At 32.3% G+C, this 25,751-nt stretch carries 27 protein-coding genes; 6 read left to right on the plus strand and 21 right to left on the minus strand.

What is annotated here, in order from left to right; translation table 11 throughout:
• Positions 1–85 precede the first annotated feature (85 nt).
• The 4 genes from MUA60_RS10435 to zapA all read right to left on the minus strand — a co-directional run bounded on the left by MUA60_RS10435 (position 86) and on the right by zapA (position 5,022).
• Positions 86–2,434: an endonuclease MutS2 gene (locus tag MUA60_RS10435; RefSeq protein WP_262648182.1), complete on the minus strand. Its 2,349-nt coding sequence runs from the start codon at positions 2,432–2,434 to the stop codon at positions 86–88.
• Between the two features lie 26 nt (positions 2,435–2,460).
• Complete coding sequence (polX, locus tag MUA60_RS10440) at positions 2,461–4,164, minus strand: DNA polymerase/3'-5' exonuclease PolX (protein WP_262648183.1); 1,704 nt, start codon at positions 4,162–4,164, stop codon at positions 2,461–2,463.
• 61 nt (positions 4,165–4,225) lie between these two features.
• On the minus strand, positions 4,226–4,753 hold the full coding sequence (locus MUA60_RS10445) for a CvpA family protein (RefSeq protein ID WP_262648184.1): 528 nt from the start codon (positions 4,751–4,753) through the stop codon (positions 4,226–4,228).
• On the minus strand, positions 4,750–5,022 hold the full coding sequence (zapA, locus tag MUA60_RS10450) for a cell division protein ZapA (RefSeq protein WP_262648185.1): 273 nt from the start codon (positions 5,020–5,022) through the stop codon (positions 4,750–4,752). The genes MUA60_RS10445 and zapA overlap by 4 nt, the downstream gene beginning before the upstream one ends.
• A 177-nt stretch (positions 5,023–5,199) precedes the next feature.
• Here zapA and rnhC point away from each other — a divergent pair, with 177 nt between their 5' ends.
• A complete protein-coding gene (gene rnhC, locus MUA60_RS10455) occupies positions 5,200–6,126 on the plus strand; it encodes a ribonuclease HIII (RefSeq protein ID WP_262648186.1) in 927 nt (308 codons plus the stop codon).
• Positions 6,127–6,297: 171 nt separating this feature from the next.
• Here the strand turns inward: rnhC and pheT are convergent, their stop codons facing one another.
• The 5 genes from pheT to MUA60_RS10480 form a co-directional block, all read right to left on the minus strand.
• Entirely contained in the window at positions 6,298–8,703 is a 2,406-nt protein-coding gene (gene pheT, locus MUA60_RS10460) for a phenylalanine--tRNA ligase subunit beta (protein WP_262648187.1), read from the minus strand.
• The gene (pheS, locus tag MUA60_RS10465; protein WP_025904636.1) at positions 8,703–9,761 is read right to left on the minus strand and encodes a phenylalanine--tRNA ligase subunit alpha; all 1,059 of its coding nucleotides are present in this window, start codon (positions 9,759–9,761) and stop codon (positions 8,703–8,705) included. The genes pheT and pheS overlap by 1 nt, the downstream gene beginning before the upstream one ends.
• A gap of 297 nt (positions 9,762–10,058) precedes the next feature.
• On the minus strand, positions 10,059–10,799 hold the full coding sequence (locus tag MUA60_RS10470) for a TrmH family RNA methyltransferase (protein ID WP_262648188.1): 741 nt from the start codon (positions 10,797–10,799) through the stop codon (positions 10,059–10,061).
• A 122-nt stretch (positions 10,800–10,921) separates the two neighbouring features.
• Positions 10,922–11,095, minus strand: coding sequence for a 50S ribosomal protein L32 (gene rpmF, locus MUA60_RS10475; RefSeq protein WP_025904638.1), 174 nt, complete (start codon positions 11,093–11,095; stop codon positions 10,922–10,924).
• 38 nt (positions 11,096–11,133) lie between these two features.
• On the minus strand, positions 11,134–11,676 hold the full coding sequence (locus tag MUA60_RS10480; RefSeq protein WP_262648189.1) for a YceD family protein: 543 nt from the start codon (positions 11,674–11,676) through the stop codon (positions 11,134–11,136).
• A 125-nt stretch (positions 11,677–11,801) separates the two neighbouring features.
• Between MUA60_RS10480 and MUA60_RS10485 the strand changes: the two genes are divergently transcribed.
• Positions 11,802–12,947 (plus strand): nucleotidyltransferase, encoded by a 1,146-nt coding sequence (locus MUA60_RS10485; protein ID WP_262648190.1) that lies wholly within the window; start codon positions 11,802–11,804, stop codon positions 12,945–12,947.
• 19 nt (positions 12,948–12,966) lie between these two features.
• Here MUA60_RS10485 and coaD read toward each other — a convergent pair whose 3' ends face one another.
• Positions 12,967–13,461, minus strand: coding sequence for a pantetheine-phosphate adenylyltransferase (gene coaD / locus MUA60_RS10490; protein ID WP_025904641.1), 495 nt, complete (start codon positions 13,459–13,461; stop codon positions 12,967–12,969).
• Positions 13,454–14,008, minus strand: coding sequence for a 16S rRNA (guanine(966)-N(2))-methyltransferase RsmD (gene rsmD / locus MUA60_RS10495; protein ID WP_262648191.1), 555 nt, complete (start codon positions 14,006–14,008; stop codon positions 13,454–13,456). Before rsmD ends, coaD begins: the two co-directional genes overlap by 8 nt.
• Before the next feature lie 81 nt (positions 14,009–14,089).
• On the opposite strand from rsmD, the gene MUA60_RS10500 reads away from it, so the two are divergent.
• Positions 14,090–14,479 carry a DUF7147 family protein gene (locus MUA60_RS10500; protein ID WP_262648192.1) on the plus strand — a complete coding sequence of 130 codons (390 nt, stop codon included), beginning with the start codon at positions 14,090–14,092 and terminating at the stop codon, positions 14,477–14,479.
• Here MUA60_RS10500 and MUA60_RS10505 read toward each other — a convergent pair whose 3' ends face one another.
• Positions 14,480–14,746 (minus strand): DUF2129 domain-containing protein, encoded by a 267-nt coding sequence (locus MUA60_RS10505; protein ID WP_037587474.1) that lies wholly within the window; start codon positions 14,744–14,746, stop codon positions 14,480–14,482.
• A gap of 158 nt (positions 14,747–14,904) precedes the next feature.
• Here MUA60_RS10505 and MUA60_RS10510 point away from each other — a divergent pair, with 158 nt between their 5' ends.
• Entirely contained in the window at positions 14,905–15,819 is a 915-nt protein-coding gene (locus tag MUA60_RS10510; protein ID WP_262648193.1) for a glycerophosphodiester phosphodiesterase family protein, read from the plus strand.
• A gap of 44 nt (positions 15,820–15,863) precedes the next feature.
• Here MUA60_RS10510 and MUA60_RS10515 read toward each other — a convergent pair whose 3' ends face one another.
• Positions 15,864–16,304, minus strand: a complete 441-nt coding sequence (locus MUA60_RS10515) for a YlbF/YmcA family competence regulator (RefSeq protein WP_262648194.1) — start codon at positions 16,302–16,304, stop codon at positions 15,864–15,866.
• Positions 16,305–16,318: 14 nt separating this feature from the next.
• Positions 16,319–17,386 carry a CAP-associated domain-containing protein gene (locus MUA60_RS10520; RefSeq protein ID WP_262648195.1) on the minus strand — a complete coding sequence of 356 codons (1,068 nt, stop codon included), beginning with the start codon at positions 17,384–17,386 and terminating at the stop codon, positions 16,319–16,321.
• 168 nt (positions 17,387–17,554) lie between these two features.
• Between MUA60_RS10520 and MUA60_RS10525 the strand changes: the two genes are divergently transcribed.
• Both MUA60_RS10525 and ytvI read left to right on the plus strand, forming a co-directional pair.
• Positions 17,555–17,926 carry a YugN family protein gene (locus MUA60_RS10525; protein ID WP_025904648.1) on the plus strand — a complete coding sequence of 124 codons (372 nt, stop codon included), beginning with the start codon at positions 17,555–17,557 and terminating at the stop codon, positions 17,924–17,926.
• Positions 17,927–18,006: 80 nt separating this feature from the next.
• A complete protein-coding gene (ytvI, locus tag MUA60_RS10530) occupies positions 18,007–19,053 on the plus strand; it encodes a sporulation integral membrane protein YtvI (protein ID WP_262648196.1) in 1,047 nt (348 codons plus the stop codon).
• Between the two features lie 53 nt (positions 19,054–19,106).
• Here the strand turns inward: ytvI and MUA60_RS10535 are convergent, their stop codons facing one another.
• The 7 genes from MUA60_RS10535 to cyoE form a co-directional block, all read right to left on the minus strand.
• On the minus strand, positions 19,107–19,568 hold the full coding sequence (locus tag MUA60_RS10535; protein WP_262648197.1) for a DUF420 domain-containing protein: 462 nt from the start codon (positions 19,566–19,568) through the stop codon (positions 19,107–19,109).
• Positions 19,569–19,579: 11 nt separating this feature from the next.
• Complete coding sequence (gene ctaG, locus MUA60_RS10540) at positions 19,580–20,533, minus strand: cytochrome c oxidase assembly factor CtaG (protein WP_262648198.1); 954 nt, start codon at positions 20,531–20,533, stop codon at positions 19,580–19,582.
• A 150-nt stretch (positions 20,534–20,683) separates the two neighbouring features.
• Entirely contained in the window at positions 20,684–21,037 is a 354-nt protein-coding gene (locus MUA60_RS10545; RefSeq protein WP_037587459.1) for a cytochrome C oxidase subunit IV family protein, read from the minus strand.
• A gap of 1 nt (position 21,038) precedes the next feature.
• Positions 21,039–21,668, minus strand: a complete 630-nt coding sequence (locus tag MUA60_RS10550) for a cytochrome c oxidase subunit 3 (RefSeq protein ID WP_025904653.1) — start codon at positions 21,666–21,668, stop codon at positions 21,039–21,041.
• Positions 21,668–23,569 (minus strand): cytochrome c oxidase subunit I, encoded by a 1,902-nt coding sequence (gene ctaD / locus MUA60_RS10555; RefSeq protein ID WP_048542273.1) that lies wholly within the window; start codon positions 23,567–23,569, stop codon positions 21,668–21,670. Before ctaD ends, MUA60_RS10550 begins: the two co-directional genes overlap by 1 nt.
• Positions 23,570–23,592: 23 nt before the next feature.
• A complete protein-coding gene (gene coxB / locus MUA60_RS10560) occupies positions 23,593–24,660 on the minus strand; it encodes a cytochrome c oxidase subunit II (RefSeq protein ID WP_262648199.1) in 1,068 nt (355 codons plus the stop codon).
• A gap of 38 nt (positions 24,661–24,698) precedes the next feature.
• Entirely contained in the window at positions 24,699–25,604 is a 906-nt protein-coding gene (gene cyoE, locus MUA60_RS10565) for a heme o synthase (RefSeq protein ID WP_262650614.1), read from the minus strand.
• Positions 25,605–25,751: the final 147 nt, after the last annotated feature.

Raw genomic sequence — 25,751 nt, forward strand, 5'->3', positions numbered from 1 at the left:
TACCTGCTATAAATGTTAAAGCAGAAATAACGAGTAATACTTTAGCTAGTTTATACATATCAAAATTATCCAATATGTTTCCTCCTTATTTCAATGTTACAACAGTAACACCAAATCCACCTTCTGAAGGCATACCAGTACGATATGAATCTACAGAACGATGTTTTTTAAGATGATCAGCTACACCTTTTTGTAATGCACCTGTACCTTTACCATGAATAATATTCACTGTACCGTAATTAGAAAGTACTGCTTGATCGATATATTGGTCTAATTCTAACATAGCATCTTCATATCGGTAACCTCGTAAATCTAAATCCATTTTTATAGTAGAGCGATTCGTTCTAGGAACAACTTTACTTGGCTGTTGTTTCTTTTTATCTAGTTTTTCTAAATCTTTTACTTCTATTTTCATTTTTAGTATACCCATCTGAACAACTACTTCTTCATCGCTGATCACATCGATAACTTCACCTTTTTGACCATATGATAATACTTTAACGTCATCACCTTTTTCAATTTTATCGTGACGTTCTTTCTTAACATTTTGTTTCAGGGATTGAGATGTATATTGATTATCAAGTCGTTTCTTTCGCTCAATCAATTCATGCTCTTTTACCTTTGCAGCTGAATTATCTCGCATATCTCTTAGTTCTTGAAGGATTGTTTCCGCTTCTTCAGTCTTCTGTTTAACTTCTTGATTGGCTTTATTTCTCGCTTCATCCATCAATTGTGTTTTGAAGTTTTCAAAGCGTTGCAATTCTTGTGTTAATGATTGATGCAAGTCTATAGATTCTTGTTTTAATTTTTCAACTTCAATTCGATCATTTTCGACAGATTTAGCATTTTTCTCAAGTGATTCTATCATGACATTGATTTCTTTTTCATCTTGACCAATCAGTGATTTCGCATGATTGATGAGTTCATTTTTAAGCCCTAATTTTTTAGAGATTTCAAATGCGTTTGAACGTCCTGGTATGCCCATTAATAATTTATAAGTTGGTCTTAATGTTTCAACGTCAAATTCAACACTTGCATTCATCACTTTTTCTCGATTATAACTATATGCTTTAAGTTCAGGATAATGTGTTGTTGCCATGATTAAAGCATCTCTTTCAATCGTATAATCTAAAATACTCATTGCTAATGCTGCACCTTCACTAGGATCAGTTCCTGCGCCTAATTCATCAAATAATATTAATGAATCTTTATCCGCTTGATCAATAATATTGACGATATTTTTCATATGTGATGAAAAAGTCGATAACGATTGTTCAATAGATTGTTCATCACCAATATCACAAAATACTTTCTTAAATATTGTTATAATTGCGCCATCTAATGTCGGAATTAACAAACCAGATTGTGCCATTAACGTGATTAAACCAACTGTTTTTAAGGTAACAGTCTTACCACCTGTATTAGGACCTGTAATAATAACAGCATTTATATCTTCTTTAAATTCAATCGTATTGCTGACAACTTCTGATTGATTAATTAATGGATGTCTTGCTTTAGGCAAATATATTGCTCTATCTTCAGATATGATTGGTTTAGTAGCTTTAATAGTTGCACCAAATTTCGCTTTTGCCGTCACAAAATCTAAATGCCCTATAACATCTGTACTTGAAAGTAATTCATATCCTACTTCGCTAACTTGTTCAGTCAGAATATATAACAGTCTGTCTTTTTCTTCTTTTTCTTTAGCTTTAACTTGAGCGATTTGATTATGCATTTCAACAATTGCACTTGGTTCAATATATAATGTTTGGCCTGAAGCAGATTGATCATGCACGATTCCATTAAAATCTTGACGATATTCTGCCTTAACTGGAAGTACATGTCTATCATTTCTAACCGTTACAATTGAATCCGATAATTTCTTCTGATTAGCTGAAGATCTAACCATTTGCTCTAATCTTGATTTAATGCGATCATTCGTTTTTTTAATTTGATGTCTCAATTCAGCTAATTTCGGACTTGCCGTATCAAACAAATCATGTTCATCACACTGTTCACTTATTTGATTTAGTAAGTCACTTAAAATTGGCAATTGTGCAACATAACCATGGATATTTGGATAAAGAATTGCTTCATCTTCATCAACGATACTTGCGTAAAATGTTTTAAATCTATTTTGAACTTGAATATTAAGTTTAATTTGGTTTAATTCTTCAACGTTTAACAAACTGCCAATTTCTGCACGTCTTACATAGGATTTAATATCTTTTAGCCCTGAATACCCAGGTACTCTATGTTTATTATAAATTTGAGTCATTTCGTCTGTTTCATTTATACTTTGCTGAACTGTTTCAAGTTCATCACTTGGTTTAAGTTCGTTAATAAGGCGTTCAGCAATATCACTTGTCGCATGAGTAGACAATTGTTGAATAATTAAGGGATATTCAAGAACTTTTAATGTTTTCTCATTCATATTATCTTCCCTCTTCTTTTAATACTTTATTTTGTTGATTGGATCCATTTTTTAAATGCTTCACGTGATTTAGCATTAATAACTTGTGATTTTTTAACCCAACCTTTTTGAGCCGTTCCAACACCATATTTCATGAAATCAAAATGATCAATATGATGGGCATCCGTATTGATTGTAATCATTAAGTCAGGATTATTTTTTAATACGTCAGCGCTTAAATCTAATCGTTGTGGATTAGCATTCAGTTCTAATACTGTATTAGTATCTCTAGCCATTTTAATAAGTTCATCAATATTAGGACGGTATCCTTCTCTTCTACCAATGATTCTACCTGTCGGATGTGCTATATGTCTGACATATTGATTTTCACATGCAGTTCTAAGTCTATTCATAATCTCTTCTTCAGATTGATTGAAACTTTGGTGGATTGCTGCAATCACATAATCTAATTCTTTCAATACGTCATCTGGATAATCTAAACTACCATCTGGTTTAATATCCATCTCTGTACCACTATAAACATCAATTTCTTTATATGATTCATTCAATTTTTTAATTTTTTCATTTTGTTCCAATAAGCGTTCAATAGATAGACCATTTGCTACTGCTAAACTTCTAGAATGGTCTGTAATACAAATAAATTGATATTGACGCTCAATTGCCGCTTCAATCATTTCTTCAAGTTTAAATGCACCATCACTATAAGTTGTATGCATATGAATATCACCATTAATATCTTCTAACTGTATGATATCTTGAATATCTTTATCAAATTCTGTACCATCCTCACGCATTGTTGGTGGTATATATGGCACGTTAAAATGATCATAAATTTCCTTTTCACTTTGATAAGTAATGATGTTACCATTTGCTTCTTCTATACCATACTCACTTACTTTTTCATTTTTTTGTTTAGCAAGTTGTCTAATTTTAATATTGTGGTCTTTAGAACCTGTAAAATGTTGCAATGTATGATAGAAAGCTTCTGGTTGAATCAGTCTAAAATCAACACCAATAACATCATCTTCAATTTGTAAATCTAGAGAAACTTTCGTTTGGCCAACAGCAATTTGTTCTTTTATATCTGGAAACTCGAGTAGTGCTTGTTGTACTTTTGTAGGTTCTTCAGTTGAAATAATATAATCTAAGTCTTTGCTCATTTCTTTCATTCTTCTGAAACTACCTGCAACTCGATATTGAATAATGTCTTCAACATTATCTAAAAATTGATTAATAACTTCATGTGCTTTAATCATTGTATTGATTGGATATTTTTCAGGTCGTTGCCCTAACACTTTCGCTTCTTCAAGAAGTTTTTGTTCAGTCTTTTTCGCAAAGCCTGGTAATTCAGACACTTGATTCTTTTCACACGCTTTGATTAAATCTTCTTTATTTTTTATATTTAATTCTTTATATAATTTCGCAATTTTTTTACTACCTAATCCAGGTATTTTTAGTAATGGAATAAGTCCTTCTGGAATTTCTTCTTTTAACTCATCTAAATAACTTTGTGTCCCATTATCTATATATTCATTTATGACATCGCCTACACCTTTACCAATGCCTTTTAATGATGTCACATCTTCTATTTCATTTAACGTTCTTTCATCTGTTTCTAATGATTGACTCGCTTTTCTGTATGCTGATACTTTAAATGGATTCTCACCTTTAATTTCCATGTATACTGCAATTGTTTCTAACATTTTTACGATATCTTTTTTTGTTAACATGTCTATTCCTCCGTAAAAAAAGTCATAGGTTCTCCCATGACTTTTTTCAATATGAATTCATTTAATTTGAAAGCCATTTTACTAATTGTTCAGATAAGAATGGTGTCTTTGTTAATACTATATTACCAATAGAAGACTGTTGTAACGAATCTATAAAAGGTGCTACCGGAATAACGGCAACTGTTGCTAGTATGATAATTACAACTAAATACGCTTCTATAAATCCAAGTACGATACCATAATATCTTGCATATTTACCGCCAAATTCCATTTGATGATAAAAATCAAATACTGTTGCTACAATTTGTAAAATTATTTTAGTAAAAACAAATAAAATGAGAATCGCCATAATATTATAAAATGCATTCTCATTATTAATATTATTAAATATTGCATTCTTACCTTCTGTAGACGCACTCGGATAAGGTAATATTAAATGCAATTGCTTGCTAAATGGTGCGTAACAAATGCTGGCAATCACCAATGAACTAATCGTGCCGATAGAATGTAATGATTGTAATACTAAACTACGTCTATATCCAATGATGACACCTATAATTAAACATAAAAATATAAGTAAAGTTATCATTCTAAATGTCCTTTATTTTTAAATTGTTTGATTTCTTCTCTTAACTTTTCATTTTCTTCTTCTAATTTAACATATTCATGCATAACATTAACAGCTGTAAGAACAGATTTACGCGTTGTATCCAAGCCTGCATTTAATTGCCCGAGCGCTTGCAACTTTTCATCCACTCTACCAGCTACATATCGAATATGTGATGGATCGTCTTCACCAATAATTGTATAATGTTGATCATTTATAACCACTGTCACTCTATTTTTATTTTCACTCATTATACTACCCCTGTTCAAATTATAAATGGATTTCTATATATGTAATCATACTATATTATACATGACATAAGTTCATTTGTGTATGAATATCCACCAACTTGATTTGAGAAAATTCGTTTATATCATAAATTTATGCTACTCTATTTATAGAAAAAATTAAAAAGGCAGGACTTAAAAGTGGCAAACATCGTAAAAACAATTGACTCCAATACAATCAATCAACTTATAAAACAATATAATATGGAAACAAAGAACTTACCAACTGGCACTTTAGCCCGCAAAAAAATAAAAAGTACACAAGTCCAAATATACCGTTCAAAAAAAATAATGTTTCAAGGTAAAGATGCAGAACAAGTAGCAAGTGAAGTACTTAAAGAAAACATAACGTCATCACCTTCTAAATCAACACCTGTTACAAAAAAATATGAATTTGATATACATAATACAATTGGTAGTGATGAAGCAGGCAGTGGCGATTATTTTGGCCCACTGACAGTATGTGCAGCATACGTATCTAAACAAAACGCTAAAATTTTAAAAGAAATTGGTGTAATGGACTCCAAGTCTTTAACTGATCCTAAAATTGTAGAACTAGCTGAACAAATTATACAAATATGCCCTCATTCTCTAATTGTACTTGATAATCCCAACTACAATACAAAGCAAGCAGAAGGTTGGAGTCAAGTTAAAATGAAAGCAGTCCTTCACAATCAAGCTATTAAAAATGTCATCTCAAGAATCGACGAAGAAGAATTAGAACAAATTGTAATTGATCAGTTCGTACAAGCAAGCACATATGAACGATATATTATTGGCCAAATGCCACGTAAAGACATTACACACTTTGAAACAAAAGGTGAATCAAAATCAATCGCAATTGCTGCTGCTAGTATTATTGCGAGATATGCACTTGTTAAACACATGGATCAATTAGCGAAATCTTTAAATATCATTATCCCTAAAGGCGCAAGTAATAAAGTAGATTTAGAAGCAGCAAAAATCGTCCAAAAATATGACATGCAACAGTTAGATAAAATTACGAAAACACATTTTAAAAATAGAGATAAAGTATTAGACCTTATTAATCGAAAAAGGAGAAATTAATATGTTACTTATCACATTTAGTTGGCAAGTCATACTTGCCCTAATCATTATTTGCTATTTAATTTGGTTTATCGGTAAACAACTGACAAATTCAACAAACAAGCGAAAAAAATAATATAAAAACACAGCAATCTGATATGATCCTTCAGATTGCTGTGTTTTTTTTATATCTTATGCTCTTAATGTTGCACCATTTTGTTCTAATGCTGTTAAGATTTGCTCGTGTACTGCTGAAACGTTATCTTCTGTCAATGTTTCATTTACGTCTAAATAATCTAAGCGAATTGCGACCGATTTCTTGCCTGGTTCCATATGTTCGCCTTCGTAAACGTCAAATACTTCTGCGTTATTTAATATATCTGCACCATTTTCATAGATTGTATGAATAAGTGTAGCTGCCGTAACTTCTGTGTTAACCACAAGTGCAATATCTCTTGAAACTCCTGGGAATTTTGGAATAGCTTCGTATTCAATTTTGCCAACAGGTTGTCCTAAGATTTTTGTGAAGTTTAACTCAAACACATAAGTGCGGTCTAAGTCATTTTCTTTTTCAACTTTCGGATGTAATTCTGCTATTAAACCAACAACTTCATCATTTAATTTAACGTATGCTGTTCTACCTGGATGTAATAAGTCTAATGTCGTCGCTTCATAAGTGAACGTTAAGTTTAATTGTTCTGCAAGACGTTCTACAATACCTTTTACTAAGAAGAAATCAACAGGTTCATCTTTTTGTTGCCATTTATTACCTGTATATTGTCCTGTTAAAATACCACTTAAAAATTCAACTTCTGTTGGTAATTGATCTTTTCCGTTACTATAGAACACTTTACCAAGTTCATATAAAGCAACGTTTTTATTCTTACGCGCAACGTTATAACGTGTAGCGTCAACTAATCTAGGTAATAAACTTTGACGTAATACAGCTTGATCTTCACTCATAGGCATCATAAGTTCTACAACTTCTTGTTGTTCTAAAGTATAGTTTTGAGCAACATCTTTACGAACTAATGAATACGTAATAGCTTGATCTAAACCAGCACCTTCAAGAATTTCTTTAACTTTTCGTGTCTTCAATTGGTTATCTGTTAAATAGCCAGCAGTTGCATTATCAAAGTTTGGTAATGTTGAAGGTAATTGGTCGTATCCGTAAATACGCGCAACCTCTTCGATTAAGTCGGCTTTAATTGAAATATCATTTCTTCTTGATGGCACTTCTACTTTAAAGGCATCTCCAGATACAATCGTTTCAAATCCTAAACGATTAAATATTGTATTAATTTCATCTGTAGAAAGATCAAAACCGATTAATTGGTTAACATCTTGTATTGTAATGTCTATCGTACGAGACAATTCTGGTAAAGTACCATCTGATACAACTTCACTTAACACAGTTCCACCAGCAATATCTTGTAATAATTTTGCTGCTCTATCTAAAGCATCGAGTACTCTTTCACTCGCAATACCTTTTTCGAATCTGCTTGAAGCTTCACTTCTTAAGCCTAATCGTCTTGATGTTTGTCTAACATTTGTAGCATTAAATAATGCACTTTCGATTACGACATTTTGAGTGTTCTCTGTAACTTCTGAGAAATCGCCACCCATGACACCAGCGATTGCAATTGGTTCTTCACCATTTGTTATAACAAGGTCTGAAGTTAGTAGTTCTCTTTCAACATTATCTAATGTTGTGATTTTTTCATTTTCATGTGCATAACGTGCAACAATTTGATCTGATCCAATTTGATCTTGATCAAACATGTGTAACGGTTGACCATACTCTAAAAGCACGTAATTCGAAACATCTACCACGTTGTTAATTGGACGGATGCCAGCTTTCATTAATCTAGACTGCATCCATGATGGAGATGGTGCAATTGTTACATTTTTAATAACTCTAGCTGCATAAAATGGAACACCTTCTTGATCTTGAACTGTCGCTGATAATGATTGACTAGCTTGTTCTTCAGTTTCATCTAAAGAAGTATTTGGGTATTGTATGTCATTGCCATATAATGCGCTCACTTCATGCGCAGCACCAAGCATACTTAAACAGTCTGCTCTATTTGGCGTCAAATCAAAGTCTAATACATCGTCATTCAACAATAATGCTTCTAGTGCATCACTACCAGGCGTTGGTTCATTTGAGAAGACGTAAATACCATCTGCATATTTTTTAGGCATAACATTTGGATCAATACCTATTTCTTGTAATGAACAAATCATACCTTCTGATACTTCACCACGTAATTTAGCTCTTTTAATTTTAACGCCACCAGGTAAACGACCACCTACTCTTACAACGATGACATATTGATCTTTATCCACATTTGGTGCACCACAAACGATTTGTACGGGTTCTTCTTCACCAACATCCACTTTACAAATATTCAGTTTATCTGCCTCTGGATGTTTCTCTTTAGAAAGCACATGTCCAACGACTAATTTTTTAATATCGTCTCCATAATGTGTAACACTATCAACTTCAATACCGCTTCTTGTAATTTTCTCAGCTAAATCTTCAGTATTAGCATCTATATTTATATATTCACTTAACCACTCTTTACTTACTAACATTATGCTTCACCACCATCTTCTACAGGCTTAAATTGTTCTAAAAATCTCACGTCATTTGTATAGAAATGTCTAATATCTTCAATTCCATATTTCAACATTGCCATTCTATCCGGTCCTAAACCAAAAGCAAATCCAGAATATTTATTTGAATCAAAGCCTGCCATTTCTAATACATTTGGATGTACCATTCCTGAACCAAGAACTTCTATCCAACCTGTTTGTTTACAAACGTTACATCCTTTACCTTTACATTTGAAACATGACACATCTACTTCAACTGATGGTTCAGTGAATGGGAAGAAACTTGGTCTTAATCTAATTTCACGATCTTTACCAAATAATTTACGTGCTAATAATTCTAATGTTCCTTTTAAGTCACTCATCTTGATATTTTCAGCTACGACTAAACCTTCAATTTGTGTGAATTGATGACTGTGCGTCGCATCATCAGAGTCTCTACGGTAAACTTTACCTGGACAGATAATTTTAACTGGTCCAACACCATTACGTTTTTCTAAAGTTCTCGCTTGTACAGGAGATGTATGTGTACGCATTAAGATTTCTTCTGAAATATAAAAAGTATCTTGCATATCACGTGCTGGATGAGACTTCGGTAAATTAAGTGCTTCAAAGTTATAATAGTCAGATTCTACTTCATAACCTTCAACGATTTCATAACCTAAACCAATAAATAAATCTTCTAAATCTTCATTGATTTTAGTTAGTGGATGTTTCGCACCTAAACTTACTTTTCTACCAGGTAACGTTACATCGATTGTTTCATTCTCTAATTGTTGGTTTAATGCTTCCTCTTCTAAAAGTACTTGTTTAGCTTCGATTTCTTTTTCAACAGCTTTACGTACTTCGTTCACAAGTTGACCGAATTCTGGTCTTTCTTCTTTAGGTAATTCTTTCATTTCTTTCATAAGGCCCGTAATCACGCCTTTTTTACCTAAATAATTTACTTTCACGTCTTGTAATGATCTTTCTGCTTTTGCTTCATTAATTCTTACAAGCGCATCTTGTCTTAATTCAGATAACTTTTCTCGTAATGACATATATATCCTCCTATTTTGGTCGAAAAAAAGACTCCGCCGCCTCAAATATAGAGGGACGAAGTCTTCCGTGGTACCACCCAAATTTATACATAGTTATGCATACACTTATATGTTGATAACGGATCTACATTCCGACTTAAATTTCTTTAAGTAGCTAAAAAGATGAAAAAAATTAAGTTACAACATAGGATTTTTCAGTCTCGAATCCATTCCCTTGTCATGTGTAAACATTAATTTACGTCCTTTTGTAAGCTCATATTGATTATGAAAACATTATATTAAATATTATATAATTGGTCAACCTTTCAAATGATAAAGCAAGATACCACAAGATACAGCTACATTTAAACTTTCAGCTTTGCCATATAGTGGTATATGAAGATTCTTAGTCGTTTGTTCAAGTATCGCTGGATCAACGCCTGCACCTTCATTCCCCACAATTAACGCAAAGTTTGAAAGACTTTTGACTTCTCGATATTCAACTGCATTTTGAAGACTTGTTCCGTAAGTTTCGCCATCAAATTGTTCCATAAATTCAAATATATCTTGCTCAACAACTGGTAAATGAAAGACACTACCTTGTGAAGCGCGTAATACTTTATCTTGATATGGATCTGCACTTCCTTTTGAATAAATAACAGCGTCCATACCTGCAGCGTCAGCGTTACGAATCAATGCACCCATATTACCTGGATCTTGTACTCTATCTAATACAAGGACTTGTTTAAAATTACTCGTTTCGTATGTAGGCATTTCGACAACCGCAAATATACCTTGAGGTGTCGTTGTGTCAGATAATGATTCTGCTACTTTAAAATTAATGACATATGCTTCCTTAGCATAGTCAACAATTTTCTCATCAACTCTTGCATAATCTACTGCTAATAATGTAATGATATTCAGTTGACTATGATAAGCTTCTTCGATTAAATGAAAACCTTCAATAAGAAATTGCCCTTGTTTAACACGTTCTTTTTTCTTTTTTAATTTATTCATTTGTTTAATTTTATTATTTTGAACTGAAGTAATTTCTTCCATAGTAACGCCTCATCTTCTCATTATGATATAAAAATATTATATACGAAAAAAGACCGCCAACAAAGTCAAAGACATTGATGACAGTCTTAAGCACCTTAGTTTAGGTGTTTAAATATTAATTATTATTTAGAAACGACTTCTTTACCTTTGTATGATCCACATGCTTTACATACACGGTGAGATAATTTCATTTCTCCACAGTTTGAACATTCTACCATACCTGGTACTGAGATTTTGAAATGCGTACGACGTTTTCTTTTAGCTGTTTTTGAAGTTCTTCTAGCTGGAACTGCCATGTCTTATTCCTCCTTAAATTTTATAAACACTTTTCCGATTATTTTTCGTCATCGAAGAATTGTTGTAATTTTTGAAGTCTTGGATCAACTTTCTTTTCAGTTTCTTGTTCTGAATCTTCGGTTGACTCAAATTGATCTTCGCCAATAACTTCCCAACCATCGCCTGCCATTGAAATATCTTCGCTACCTTCAGAGAATACTTGTAACGGTTTCTCTAAAATAACAAGTTCTTCAATGATTGGTAATAAATTAATCATGCCGCCTTCGAGTTTATGTCTCAATTCGTCATCATCATTATTACTTTCACTAAATTCATCTAGCTCAAATATTTCTACTGATGTAGTATCAAATGGTAGCTCTACTGGCTTTAAAGTACGGGCACATGGTAACGTCAATACACCATTAATGTCAAGATTGACAATTATCTCATGCATTCGCACTTGAACGTCTCCTGTTACTTTTATTGGAGATATATCGATAAGTTCATCTACCCTTTCAATTAGGTATTTCATATCGATTTCTTTATCAAAAGTAAATGGTTCGTTTTGGTATTTTTTAAGTTGTGTTATTGACCACTTCATCTGGGTTCACCTCTTACAAACACAAAAATTATTGTAACCTTAACGACAATGTTTGTCAAGATTTTTTCTTAACATTCATTATCTGATACAATACTTATGATGAAGTGAAATGGGAGGAAATGCAAATGAAAAGTGTTGCTTTAATAACAGAATATAATCCATTTCATAATGGGCATGTATATCACGCAGAATCTTCTAGAAAATTAACCGAAAGTGATGTTGCAATTTCTATTATGAGTGGTTCTTTTACAATGCGGGGAGAACCAGCAATTTTAAGTAAGTTTAAGCGCGCCGAAATGGCCATTCAATATGTAGATTTAGTCATTGAATTACCTCTTGTATATGCCATATCATCTGGTGATTTATTTGCTAAAGGAGGCCTTCAAATAGCAGAACAACTTGGATGTGACACATTATCTTTCGGAAGCGAATCTGGAAATATTGACGATATTAAACAGGTCATTAAAGAAATAGAACAAGTATCTAAAAGTGGAAAATACAAACAAATGCTAAAAGAAGGGAAATCACACCCGAGAATTATTTCAGAATTAATACCTCATAATCAAATGCTTAAAGGTTCAAATAATTTACTCGCAATTGAATATGTGAAACATATTATGCAGCATAACTTAGCAATAGAACCGACAACGATTCAAAGAAAAGATAATATGTATTTAGATGCTCATTTAAACGAAACAACACACATTTCAAGTGCAACTTCTATACGTAACGCCTATTTCAGACAGGACGATACATATCAATTAAGTTTACCGACAACTAGTTCAAATATATTAAAGCACGCTCATGCAGTTAACTGGGATCACTTTTTCCCATTATTAAAATGGACAATATTAAGAGATACCCATGAAGAATTACGAGACATATATATGATGACTGAAGGATTAGAATATAAAGTTAAAAAAGAAATTAAAGATAGTACGAACTTTGAAATGTTTGTCCAAAAGCTCAAATCTAAGAGATATACGTGGACAAGATTACAACGCTTGTTAACCGCAATTTTGTTAAACGTTACGAATGAACAAGTTTCTGAATATAATCCAACTGCCATACGTGTACTTGCAATGTCTAAAAAAGGACAAGCTTATTTAAAATCTCTTAAAGATACATGTCCATTACCTATCGTTACAAATGTTAATAAACAAACAGTTGCTCACTTCACAAATGAAATTAAAGCAACAGATTTATATCAATATATTTCAGGTGATTCTGATACTGATTTTAATAAACCAGTCATAATAAAAAACGCATGACATATGCATGCGTTTTTTATTATGACTCTTTATTTTTAATTTTTTCTTTCAATGCTTTATTCACATTTTCAGGAACAAATTCCGAAATATCGCCGTCAAATTGTGCAACTTCTTTCACAACACTTGAACTTATAAATGAATAATGATTATTTGTCATCATATATAATGTTTCAATATCGTCATCTAATTTTTTATTCATAGATGTCAATTGCATTTCATACTCAAAGTCGCTAACAGCTCTTAATCCTCTTACAATCGTGTTAGCATTTATTTCTTTACAAAAGTCTACAAGTAACCCATGAAATGAATGAACCACTATGTTTGGTACATCTTGTACCGCTTCTTTAATTAATTCAACACGCTCTTCTGTACTAAATAAGCCTTTTTTAGAACTATTTTTCAATACAGAAACATGAATCTCATCAAATATTTTAGCACTACGCTTAATAATATCAATATGTCCTAATGTTATTGGATCAAAGCTACCTGGAACAACTGCTATTCTCTTAGTCATTGTCTTCTCCTTTTGTTAGCAACATAACATGCGTCAGTCCATATTCATACTTTTTAAGAACTTTGAACGCACCCCTATCTATGTCTTCGCTTTTATCAAATTCGCAAATTATTGTACCATTTACATTTAATAAGTCAAACGCTTGAATTTTTTCTAATGATTGATCTATGAGCGATTTTCTATAAGGTGGATCTAGAAATATATAATCAAACTTAATATCGCGTTTATTTAAAGCTTTTAACGCTCTAATTGCATCATTTTTATAAACTTCGTATTGAGTTTCAGGTATATGTAATGTGTTTAAATTTTCTTTTATCATTTTAGTTGCTTTGAAATTACCGTCCACAAAAATCACTTTATCTAAACCTCTAGACAATCCTTCAATACCAAGTCCACCGCTACCAGCAAACAAATCTAACCCTATACCTTCTAAATCTTGAAGGCCATTAAAGATATTCTCTTTCACTTTATCTGTTGTCGGTCTCGTTGATTGACCATCTATTGTTTTTATATGAAGTCTCTTGTATTTTCCACCTATTACTCTCAATGTTAATCATCACTTTCTTTATTATTAATTATTATTTATACTTATCCATATAGTATTTAAACGAAAACGAGGTTTATAAAAATGAAACAATCATTTATCGTCATCGGTCATGGTCTAACTGATTTATTTGAATTTCAAACGTTAATCGAATATAACCATGAACGTATTTCTGACATTATTATGTTACATACACCATTATCTAAGGAGAAACTATCTTCAGCTTGTATCATAATGAAGCCTACTAAAGGTCAACAATTTCAAGCGATTTACATGATAATGGAAGGTATTAAATATCCGTACCCTGATTCAAATAAGAAATTCGATTTAATCAATGAATGGGCAAATGCATATCACATACAAGTTAAAGGGCTAGATGTTAAATCTCGTGCTGATTTCGCTGAAGATGAACTTTACTTCGCCTATTTAAAAGGTGTATTAAGACTGGAAAGATACTTGCCACCGCTTCAGTAGTTAAAAGTTTAAATACTCTTTTTTGTCCGTATTTGAATTAGAGTAATCTCTTTTAACATATTTAAATGGTGAAACTTTTACATCTTTAACATATTTTAGTTTCATTAAATGTTGAACAGTGTCATCTATTTTATCTTCATTTGTATATAACATGACGTATTGTTCTTTTCTATGTGCAAAGTATATATTACCAAACTTGCGTAATTGTCGTTCGTGTTTCATATTCTTTAAATATACGACAATACTGATTCGTTCTACTAATTCCATCGACATAACCTCCTAACGCTTTTTATTTTTATATTAGCACTTTCTATAAAATGATGAAAGAAGATAACTTCAAGCGTATGTGACTTGCTTTCTTATCTTAAATCAATTTGATAGAATATATATAAGTCTTTATTTGCATTTCGAAAGGATAGGATAACATGTCAAAAATTAATTTATTAAAAACAACAGGTCTTATCGGAGGCATTGTTGCGGGTTCTTGGATTGTGACAAAAGCAACATCAAACGTTAAACCACGTACGATTAAACCATTCTTTACACAACCAGCTCCTTATGTATTCGCTCATCGTGGAGGCATGGCGTTAAGACCAGAACATACACGCTTAGCTTTTGATCATGTACTCAAATACGAAGTAACTGGATTTGAAGTAGACGTTCGACTTACTAAAGATGAAGTACTTGTCGTAACACATGATGACACTGTTGATCGTACAAGTAACGGTTCAGGGTATGTAGGTGATCATACATTAGAAGAACTTTGCCAATTAGATTTCGGATACCACTTCAAAGATATTAATAACGAGCATCCTTATAGAGGAGATGCAAAAGCTAAAATCGTCACTTTAAAAGAGTTATTAACTGAATATCCAGATGTCTTAGTAAATATAGATATTAAAGACCATCCTGAATCTTATAGTGGTAGTTTAGCACCATCACACTTATATCGTTTAATTACAGACCTTAAAGCTGAAGATCGTGTTAATATTACAAGTTTCTATGATGAACAAATTGATCGTTTTAATTTATATGCTCAAGATTCAATTGCATTAGGTACAGGTCAAAGTGAAGTAGCTAAAGCGTTCTTAGCTTATCAATCAGGATATGGTCATACGTATCAACCTAAATCTGATACATTCCAAATTCCAACGCAAGCTAAAGGCCTTCCTTTAGACTCAGAAGGTTTCATTCAATTTTTAACATCACTCAATATATCTGTTGCTTATTGGGTTGTAAATCAAATCGATACAATGGACGATTTAATCCAAAAAGGTGCACATACGATTGTAACTGATCGCCCAGATACAGCACACTTCTTAATAAAAAAACAATACTAATTTAAAAAGCTTTCCATCTGTCAAATGACAAATGGAAAGCTTTTTTATGTTGAACATCCACATGAGCCACCAGTAGAACAACCGCCACCGTGTGATTCACTACTAAAGAAAGGATTACCCGTATCCACTTTAACATTGCTAGAAACTGAATAAGAAACAATGCTAATCACTTCATCTAATAAATCTTGTAATGCAGTTTCTTTAGTCTTAAATTCAGAAACAACTGGATGTATTTCATATGCCCTCTTTTGTTGTCTTGTTTCTTTCATGACTCTACTGTAATCAGGATGATATCTGCCAAATCTTAAACAATCATCATAATGTGATTTTATTTGATCAAATTTTTGTCTTAATATTTTAACTTCAAAATTTGTTTCAAGTTGATGTTTTGCTTCGATATATTCTTGATAAATATATGAATCTTTAATACATGCGCTTAGTTCATCTGATTGATCAAGTATATCAACTGTTTCTGCAGTAAACATAATATGAATCCCCCTTATTCTTTATTTTCTTTGAAAACAAGTGAATAGTATTCGCGAGAATTACCAGCACCAAATTCGTCATATTGACTACCTAATAACTTTTCCCTATAAGTATTGTTGTTTAACCAGCTATTGATAAGTGTTGGTACATCATAGAAATTGTAAGCTAAATTTTGGTTAATGGATTCATATTCAATATTTTGATTATTGATATGTTTTGTGATGCCATCTTCTAGTGATTTAACTGCCTCTTCCTCATCGATATCATCTTCAATTAAATCTGCTTCCATTTGTGTGATATACGTAAGTTGATCATTAATCTGTAATGGTTTGACATCTTTCATTTCTCTAATTTCATTAACGATTTCAAGAAGTGATAAATCTTTATTTATATGAGCTTGAAAGTCTTGTTTATCTGTTCTCTTAAGTTTGTGCTCTTTATCACCTTTTATTTTAGTCATTGAAAATGGTGCACGCTCAATAACAGCATCTGAATCCATAAACTGTATGCCCATCACTTTATTTGTTTCACTATCAATTAAGACTTGTGTATAAACATTACCATATTTAATCAGTAATTGTATCTTGATATCACGTTCAGATAATTCTAATTGATATTTACCATATGTACTTTCAACAACTGGTTCCATATCTATATTTGTACCATTAAAAATCTTTGTTGCATCTTGTTTCATTTTAATCGGTGAAACATTCACTTTATTTCCTGTAGCAAATACTGAAGAGACTTTATCATTTTTAGTAGATATTAAATAATAATGCTCTTTATTTTTAAAGACATAATTCTTTCTATCGTGCTCTGCCTTATATACCCTATCTGGTTGTCCTAAATCATTTATGACTTCTTTAATATTTTTATAGACATATGTACCTACGCCTTCTTTCAACTTTGCATTGCCAGTTGATTTCTCGGCTTGTTGCTCATAATAATTCTCATTTGCTTTATCATGAGAGTAGTTTGGATTCTTTAAAACATCAAATTCTAATTTAGGTGAATAGAATAAATAAAAGAGTACAATGATTAAAATAGTTATTGCTACAACTTTTATGATAATATTTTTCAACTATTTACCTCCTCATTTATTCCTATATTCAATTATATCATTTTACAGGAAAACATTTACCTAAATCAATCGAAATGTTGTCATATTTGTTAAATATAAATGTACATTGCAACATTGGCGCTTTTATCATAAAATAAACTTAAAGGTACTTAGAGGGAGGAAAAATACATGGTATTTGATAATACAGGTCTTGAGAAGGTTATCATTGAACAAGAGCTATTAAAAGATGTTATGAATAAACATGGTTTTATTGCTGGAGGACATTGGGATTATGAACGTATTACTTATGATTTCAAATATGAAATAAGTGAAGGCGTCTATTACCTTAGAATTCCAGGTTATGCACTTAAAGGGGACATCGGTGCCAATAACGCAACAATTCAATTAATGGATCCATATCTCGGTAAACACTACTATCCAACAGGTGTAGAATACGGAGATGATGAAGTTTATCCAGATAATTTAGTTGCACATTGTAACTTATTAATTGAACGTATCACATCAGATATTAATGCATTAAATACATTAGGTGCGCATTAATTAAAATAATACTAACAGAGTAGAGACGTGATATTTCACGTCTCTTTATTTATATATAAATGAGCAAAGAGGTCATCATTATGAAAAAATGGATAAACAAACGAAACATAAGCATATTTATCATTATAGTTTTATCTATTCTATTTATTTATTTCATTTTACCGATATCAATACCTTTAATAACAGCACTTGTTATCGCATTAGCACTCAATCCGCTCGTTAATAAACTTACACATAAAATTAAAAGCCGGAAGTGGAGCGTAACGATTATTTATACGTTACTCTTATCGGTAACAGGATTTGTTATATTTTTATTTTTAACAAAATTAATAGACCAGATTGTGCTATTTATTAAAGATTTGCCTAATAAAATTAATATACTCATCACAGTGATTGAACAATACAATGACAAAATGAAAGCTATTTTACCGGATGAAATGGCAGTTACTATCAACAAAGAACTGCAGAACTTTGTTGCTTCATTAAGAGATTCAATTGCAAATTATTTAAGCGTTGAAAATATAACAGAAGTTGTATCTTCTTTACCAGGTTTCATTATAAGTCTTGTAGTGTTTCTTGTAGCATTGTTCTTATTTATGTTAGAAATACCAAATATTCATAAATTTATTAAACAACATCTATATCCATCGACTTATCATGAAGTTTATAAAATATACAATAAAATAGGTCATTCAATCATTGGAATGATATCTGCTACCGTCGTATTAAGCTTTATAACTTGGTTATTTACATACGTTGGTCTTCTGATTATCGGCGTTGACTCAGCGTTTATCATCAGCTTATTTATATGGTTTATAGATATTTTACCGATTATTGGCGCAACAGGTTTTACAATTCCGTGGGCAATTTATGCTTACATAGTTGGAGATCCGACGCTCGGTATTCAGCTGATTATACTTTCAGTTATATTACTCGTTCAAAGAAAAATATTAGAACCTAAAATATTCGGTACAGGTGTCGGTTTATCTCCATTACCTACTTTAATATCCATGTTTATCGGTTTAAAATTACTAGGCTTTATTGGATTCTTTATCGGACCATTATTCTTAATCGTTATCAAAACAATACTAGAATCTGGTCTTATAAAAACAGACTTTAAAATATAATATATGCCAAAAACCTCTCAATCCATTTTACAAACGAATCGAGAGGTTTTAATTTAATGTCCTAAAATTGCTTTTATCATAGATGTTGTATCTCCACCGTGATAGAACACATATAATAATAAATAAACGGCAACACCTGTAATAGCCGTAAAGAACCAAATAATAGATGTTACTGGCCCGAATTTACGGTGTCTGTCCAGTTTGTTCGTCCAACCTAAATATATCGTATAGATTCCCATCACTGCACCGACAGTCGCTAGTGTTATATGGAATATCAAGAATATTGTATAATAAATTTTGATATTATCCGGTCCACCAAATGAAGTATTTCCAATAAATACTGTTCTACTAGCATAAATGGTAAAGAATACGACTGCCGCAACTGCAGCAGATATCATAAACTTTTTGTGTGTTTCAATTTTTCGTTGTGCAATAAAGTACCATCCGATAGCAACTAAAATAGCGCTTAATACGATGAAAGTTGTACTTATTGTCGGTAAAATTGGTAAATTCATTTTCATACATCCTATCTAAATTGATTATATAATGCTTTTTGCTCTTGTAATTTTCTCAAGCTATCTTCAGTGATTTGCTTTTCATTTTTTCTCTCATACCTAAACCATCTCATGAAAATGATATATAAATAAATACCAAACACGATTTCTTGCATAACTTTCATGATGACGCCACCTGTTTGCTGATCTTCTAATGGTGTGAAATTCGTAAAGTATTCTGGACCTGATAATCCTGTTCCTTGAACGACTGTATTTAATGTATCAGCTGGTACACATAAAGTCATCGCACCAAGCCATGCTTTACCTGACGTGTATGTTTCATACATTGCAGTTCCGCTAAATATGATAAGTCCACATGAAGGTGTTAACAACACACCGATAAAGAAGATATATAAGATTTTCTTAATGTTACTCATGTGCAGTTCTTCAGGAATATGTTTATTAAATATTGGATGCCACATAAACCATGCACTTATGAATAAAATAATCGTATATAACTCATGCAAAACAAGATCTTGTTTTAAAGTATCTAACACAAGTGGTATATGATATACAGAGAATAAACCGTTAAAAAGAAAAATTGCTAATATCGGCTTTGTAAAAAATTGAACAATTTTATTGATTACAGGTAGTTCTTCCACATATTTGATGATATATTCTGGGATAGCAAAATACAGCAATGGAACTACAATTAAAAATAATAAAGCCATTTGCAACATATGGAAACTAAATATGATATGTGAAAGCAGATCAAAAGGTCCACCTTCTAATAAGTATATCGTTAGCATTAAGATAACGAAAAGTGTCGCTTCACCTTTTCTTAAAGGTCTTCCTCCTGGTATATCTTTATACCATTTTCCACAAATTAAAAAGTATAAAATAATTACACATAATACGCCTACAAAAAAGAATGGCGTCCAGTTTGCCCAAAAACCGAATATAGATATTGAGGTTAAGTTACCCATCTCTTTACACTTCCCCACTTAGTGATTACTTTCATTATAAAATTTAATCAACCGTTAAACAACCCAACAATGTAAATAGTTATGACAATGATATGACCAAATAAAAAGACTCGAGAACTTATATAACAAAGTTCTCGAGTCTTTTATAAATTATTTTGTTTTTACGAATAACGGATCGCCTAACCATACGATGTAAATAAACGTTACGATGAACGATAATCCGAAGAATACACCCGTAATCATAAATAATTTTGATATACCATGTTTTTCAGCTTTCATATGCATGAAATAATAGAATTGTAATACAACTTGTAGTACTGCTAATCCTAAAATAACCGGTATAACGAACTCTTTAGGAAGTTCAGCAGCAACTAATGCGAAAGCAATAAAAGTAACAAAAATCATAATAGCGAAGTTTGTAACTTGCATACGCATTTCTTTTGTACTTTTACGCTTCTTATAATCTCTAAGTGCTTGTGCGTCATGATTTAATTGTTGACTCATATTATCCTAACGCTCCCATCAAGTATACTACTGTAAAGATAAACACCCATACAACGTCAATGAAGTGCCAATATAAAGCAGCAGTATTAAATTTATGTGCATTATAAATACTTAATCCTCTAGCTCTATTACGGAAGATGAGTAATGTTAACCATACTAAACCTATAAGTACGTGGAATCCGTGTGTTCCTACTAAGAAGTAGAAGGCACTACCGAATGCACTTGAACGGAATGTATGACCTTGATGTACATACTCAACAAATTCATAAATTTCTAATCCTAAGAATCCTAATCCTAACAATATTGTAATACCAATCCAAAGGAATAATCCTTTAGCATTGAAATTACGCATATGATATAAAGCATACACACTTGTTAAAGATGATGTTAATAATAACATCGTCATTACGAACGCTAATGGTAAATGGAATAAATCTTTAGCTAATAAATGATCTTCACTTGGTACAGCATCTTTTAGTGCTAAGTAAGTAGCGAATAGTGATGCGAATAATGCAACCTCTCCACCTAAGAACACCCAAAATCCTACGAGTTTGTTCTTACCTTCCATAGATGCTGTTTCAGGATGGTTTGGCCAATTGTCAGCTGTAAATTTTGCTTCTTCATGTGACATTAACGCTCACCCCTTTCATACTCTAATAACTCTTCTTTAGAAATATGATGACCATGATCATCTTTAAGTGATCTTACAATCATACTTCCTGCAGTAATACCTAAACCAAGAATCAATACGTATACTGCCCATGGTTTTTCATGTAAATCTTTAACTGCATCTAGAGCCCATTCTTTACCATCTGCAAAGTACATAGCACCAAATGCTGCTACGAATAAACCGAATGCTTGCATAAATGGAATAAATGAATTATTTGGCATATGAATCTCATCTAAAGATTCAGCTGGAAGAATTTTTCCGTCGCCTTGTGTTTTTTCAATCCATAATGCATCTAATCCACGAACTAATGGTGTTTGTGCAAAGTTATAATGTGGTGTTGGTACTGGTAACGCCCATTCTAAAGTACGGCCGTCTCCCCAAGCATCTTTTCCAACTTTTTCACCTTTAGCTAATGTCATGATTACATTGATAACTTCAGTAATAACAGCTACTGCCATGAATAGCGCACCAATTGTTGAAACTAAGTTTGGTATGTCATACCCTTGACCAGGTAAGTATGTAAATACTCGACGTGGCATACCCCATAGTCCTAAGAAATGTTGAATTAAGAATGTTAAATGGAAACCAATAAAGAATAACCAGAATGTTACTTTACCTAATTTTTCACTTAACATTTTACCAGCTATTAGCGGGAACCAATAATGTAAACCAGCTAATAATGCGAATACTACACCACCAACAATTACGTAGTGGAAGTGAGCAACGATAAAGTATGAGTCATGTAATTGATAGTCAGCTGGTGCTGATGCTTGCATGACACCTGTTACCCCACCCATAACGAATGATGGAATAAAGAATAACGCATATAACATTGGTGTAGTAAATTCAACGCTACCGCCCCATACAGTTAGTAACCAGTTGAATATTTTCACACCAGTTGGAACCGCAATTGCCATTGTTGCAACAGCGAATATTGCGTTAGCTACTGGACCTAAACCTACAGTGAACATGTGGTGAGCCCAAACCATGAATCCTAAGAAACCGATTAATACTGTAGCGAATACCATCGCTGAATAACCGAATAAACGTTTTCTAGCGAATACAGGTATAATTTCAGAGAATATACCGAACGCTGGTAATACTAAAATATAAACTTCTGGGTGTCCAAAGATCCAGAATAAATGTTCCCAAATAATTGTGTTACCACCTTGAGAAGCAACGAAGAATGATGTACCAAACATTCTATCGAAAATTAATAAGAAAATACCGATAGTTAATGGTGGGAATGCAAATACGATTAATGTTGAAGCAACAAATGTTGTCCAAGTCATTAATGGCATACGCATATACGTCATACCAGGTGCTCTCATGTTAACGATTGTAGCTACAAAGTTAATACCAGCAATTAATGTACCAGCACCAGAGATTTGTAACCCTAGAGCATAGAAGTTAATACCATGCCCTGCCGATTCTAAAGATAAACTTGCATAAGATGTCCAACCTGCGTTAGGCGCTCCACCTAAAATCCAAGATAAGTTTAAGAAAATTCCACCGAAGAAGAATAACCAGAAACCTAATGCATTTAAGAATGGAAATGCAACATCTCGTGCACCAATTTGTAATGGGACAACTGCGTTCATATAACCGAATAACAAAGGCATTGCGGCTAAGAATATCATTGTTGTACCATGCATTGTGATAATTTCATTAAACAGTCCAGCTGTAACAAAGTCGTTTTCTGGAACTGCTAACTGGATACGAATTAACATTGCTTCGATACCACCGATAGCAAAGAATAATCCCCCAGCAATTAAATACAAAATAGCAATTTTTTTGTGGTCGACTGTTGTTAAATAGTCCCAAATAGTCGATCCAAACCCCTTTTTACTTTGAGTAGACACTAGAGTAACCTCCCTTTCAATTCTTACTTATCAACTTTTCTTTCCATTAAGTAGGCAGATAAAGCGTCAATGTCTTCATCAGAAACTTTATATTGACCAGTCATCTTATTACCAGGTTTAACGCTTTCTGGGTCTTTAATCCATTTTTTAATATTTTCTTCATCATGTTTTAAGTAACCTGCAATTAAATCACGATCACCAAAGTTAGTTAAGTTAGGGCCTTTAGCTCCATCTCCTGTTGGTGTAACAGCGTGACATCCTGCACATGATTTGTTAAATACCTTTTCACCCTCTTTAGCTTGGCTAGAAGTAGCGGCTACAGGTTTTTTAACGTCTTTCATATCTTTAACCCATTTATCAAAATCATCTTGTGGTAGGGCTTTCACTTTAAAGTCCATTAAAGCATGTGATGGTCCACATAACTCAGCACACTTACCATAGAATAGATTTTTGACTTCTTTAGCTCTTTTATCATCGAATTTTAAGTAGAATTTATTAATACCTTCTACGTTAGTATCCAATTTTCCTCCAACTGCTGGTACCCAGAATGAGTGTTTAACATCAGCTGAATGTAATCTGAAGTAAACTTTCTTATCTGTAGGTACAACGAGTTCTTGGCTGGTAACAATTTTTTCATTTGGATAACTAAACTCCCACCAATAAAGGTTAGCAGTTACATCAATAACAAGTTCTTTACTTTTACCTTTTTCATCTACTTTGTCGATTGATTTCGTATCTCCAAGTGAGAACGTAAGCATAACAGTAGGAATTGCTAGAACAATAAGTAAAATAATTGGGATGATTGTCCAAACCAATTCTAATTTATGATTTCCTTCAACGTCTTTAGGTACATAATCTTCACCTAATTTTTTACGACGGAATTTAATCATTGCAAATAAGAATATAACAACAACTACAACAATAACTAGCAACATAATGCCTATTGAAAGCATTAGTAAAAAGAATTGTTTATCAGCCACTTCACCAGCTGGGTGAAGTACTGATAAATGTTTTTGTCCACAACCTGCTAATACAAACAGCAAAGTAGCAAGCAAACCGAACATTTTCGTGTTTTTTAAACGTGTCTTCATTCGTTTAACCCCTCTTTCATGCATTCATTCATAATTAATTATATTAATTGTATAACAGTTACGATAACTGTCATGACAAAGAAAATAACAAGATAATTTAAAGAAAAAACAAACATACTCGTAGCCCATTTTGATTTGTTTATTTCTTTTTTAAATCCATATAAAGCTAATAACATCCATGCTAAATTGAGCAGTGTTGCAATAACGATAAACACTGTACCAAGTTGCGTCATTAAGAACGGTATCGGTAATAATAGAACTACCCAAAACAACATACTTAAACGCGTTCTATTGAAGCTTTTAACTGACGGTAACATTGGTATATTAGCTAAGGCATATTCATCTTTACGACGATAAGCTAAAGCATAAAAATGAGCAGGTTGCCATGCAAATAACACTAAGAATAGTGTCCATGCTAATGGGCTTAATGATGGATCAATACTCGCCCAACCAATTAACGGCGGTATTGCACCTGGAAAACTTCCTACAACTGTATTCCAAACGGTATGTCTTTTTGACCATATTGAGTACAGTACAACATATCCAAATATACCAAGTAATCCAATTATGCCAGTTGGAATATTTATCATGAATAATAAAATTTCACCCACAACCATTAATCCGAAACTTAATTGTATTAAGTGGCGATTACTAATACGTCCATTTACTGTAGGTCTCTTTTGTTTTGAAGGCATGATAGAATCGATATCTTGATCGTAATAATTGTTTATAGCACATGCTCCACCCATAATAAGGGTTGATCCTACCATCATTAATAGAACAACCGATAAACTGTGGAAGAAGTTAAATCCACCAAATACTATTGCAAGCCACGCACCTGCAAATGTTGGGATCAAATTTCCTTGAACAAGACCCATTTTAATGATGGCTTTAATTTCATACAAAGTGAGACGACCAGTTTCTATTTCTTTCTCAGAAGTCACACTATATTGATTTTGTTGCAATTTTGTCCCTCCTTCCATTATCTTTCACATATAATTCAATGATATATGAAAATTGTCACATAATCTATACATTTTTGAAACAAAATTTTGACATTTTATTACTTGTCATTTGTTCGCATAAAAAGT

Origin of the sequence: Mammaliicoccus sciuri (assembly GCF_025561425.1) — a bacterium.
Lineage (GTDB): Bacteria > Bacillota > Bacilli > Staphylococcales > Staphylococcaceae > Mammaliicoccus > Mammaliicoccus sciuri_A.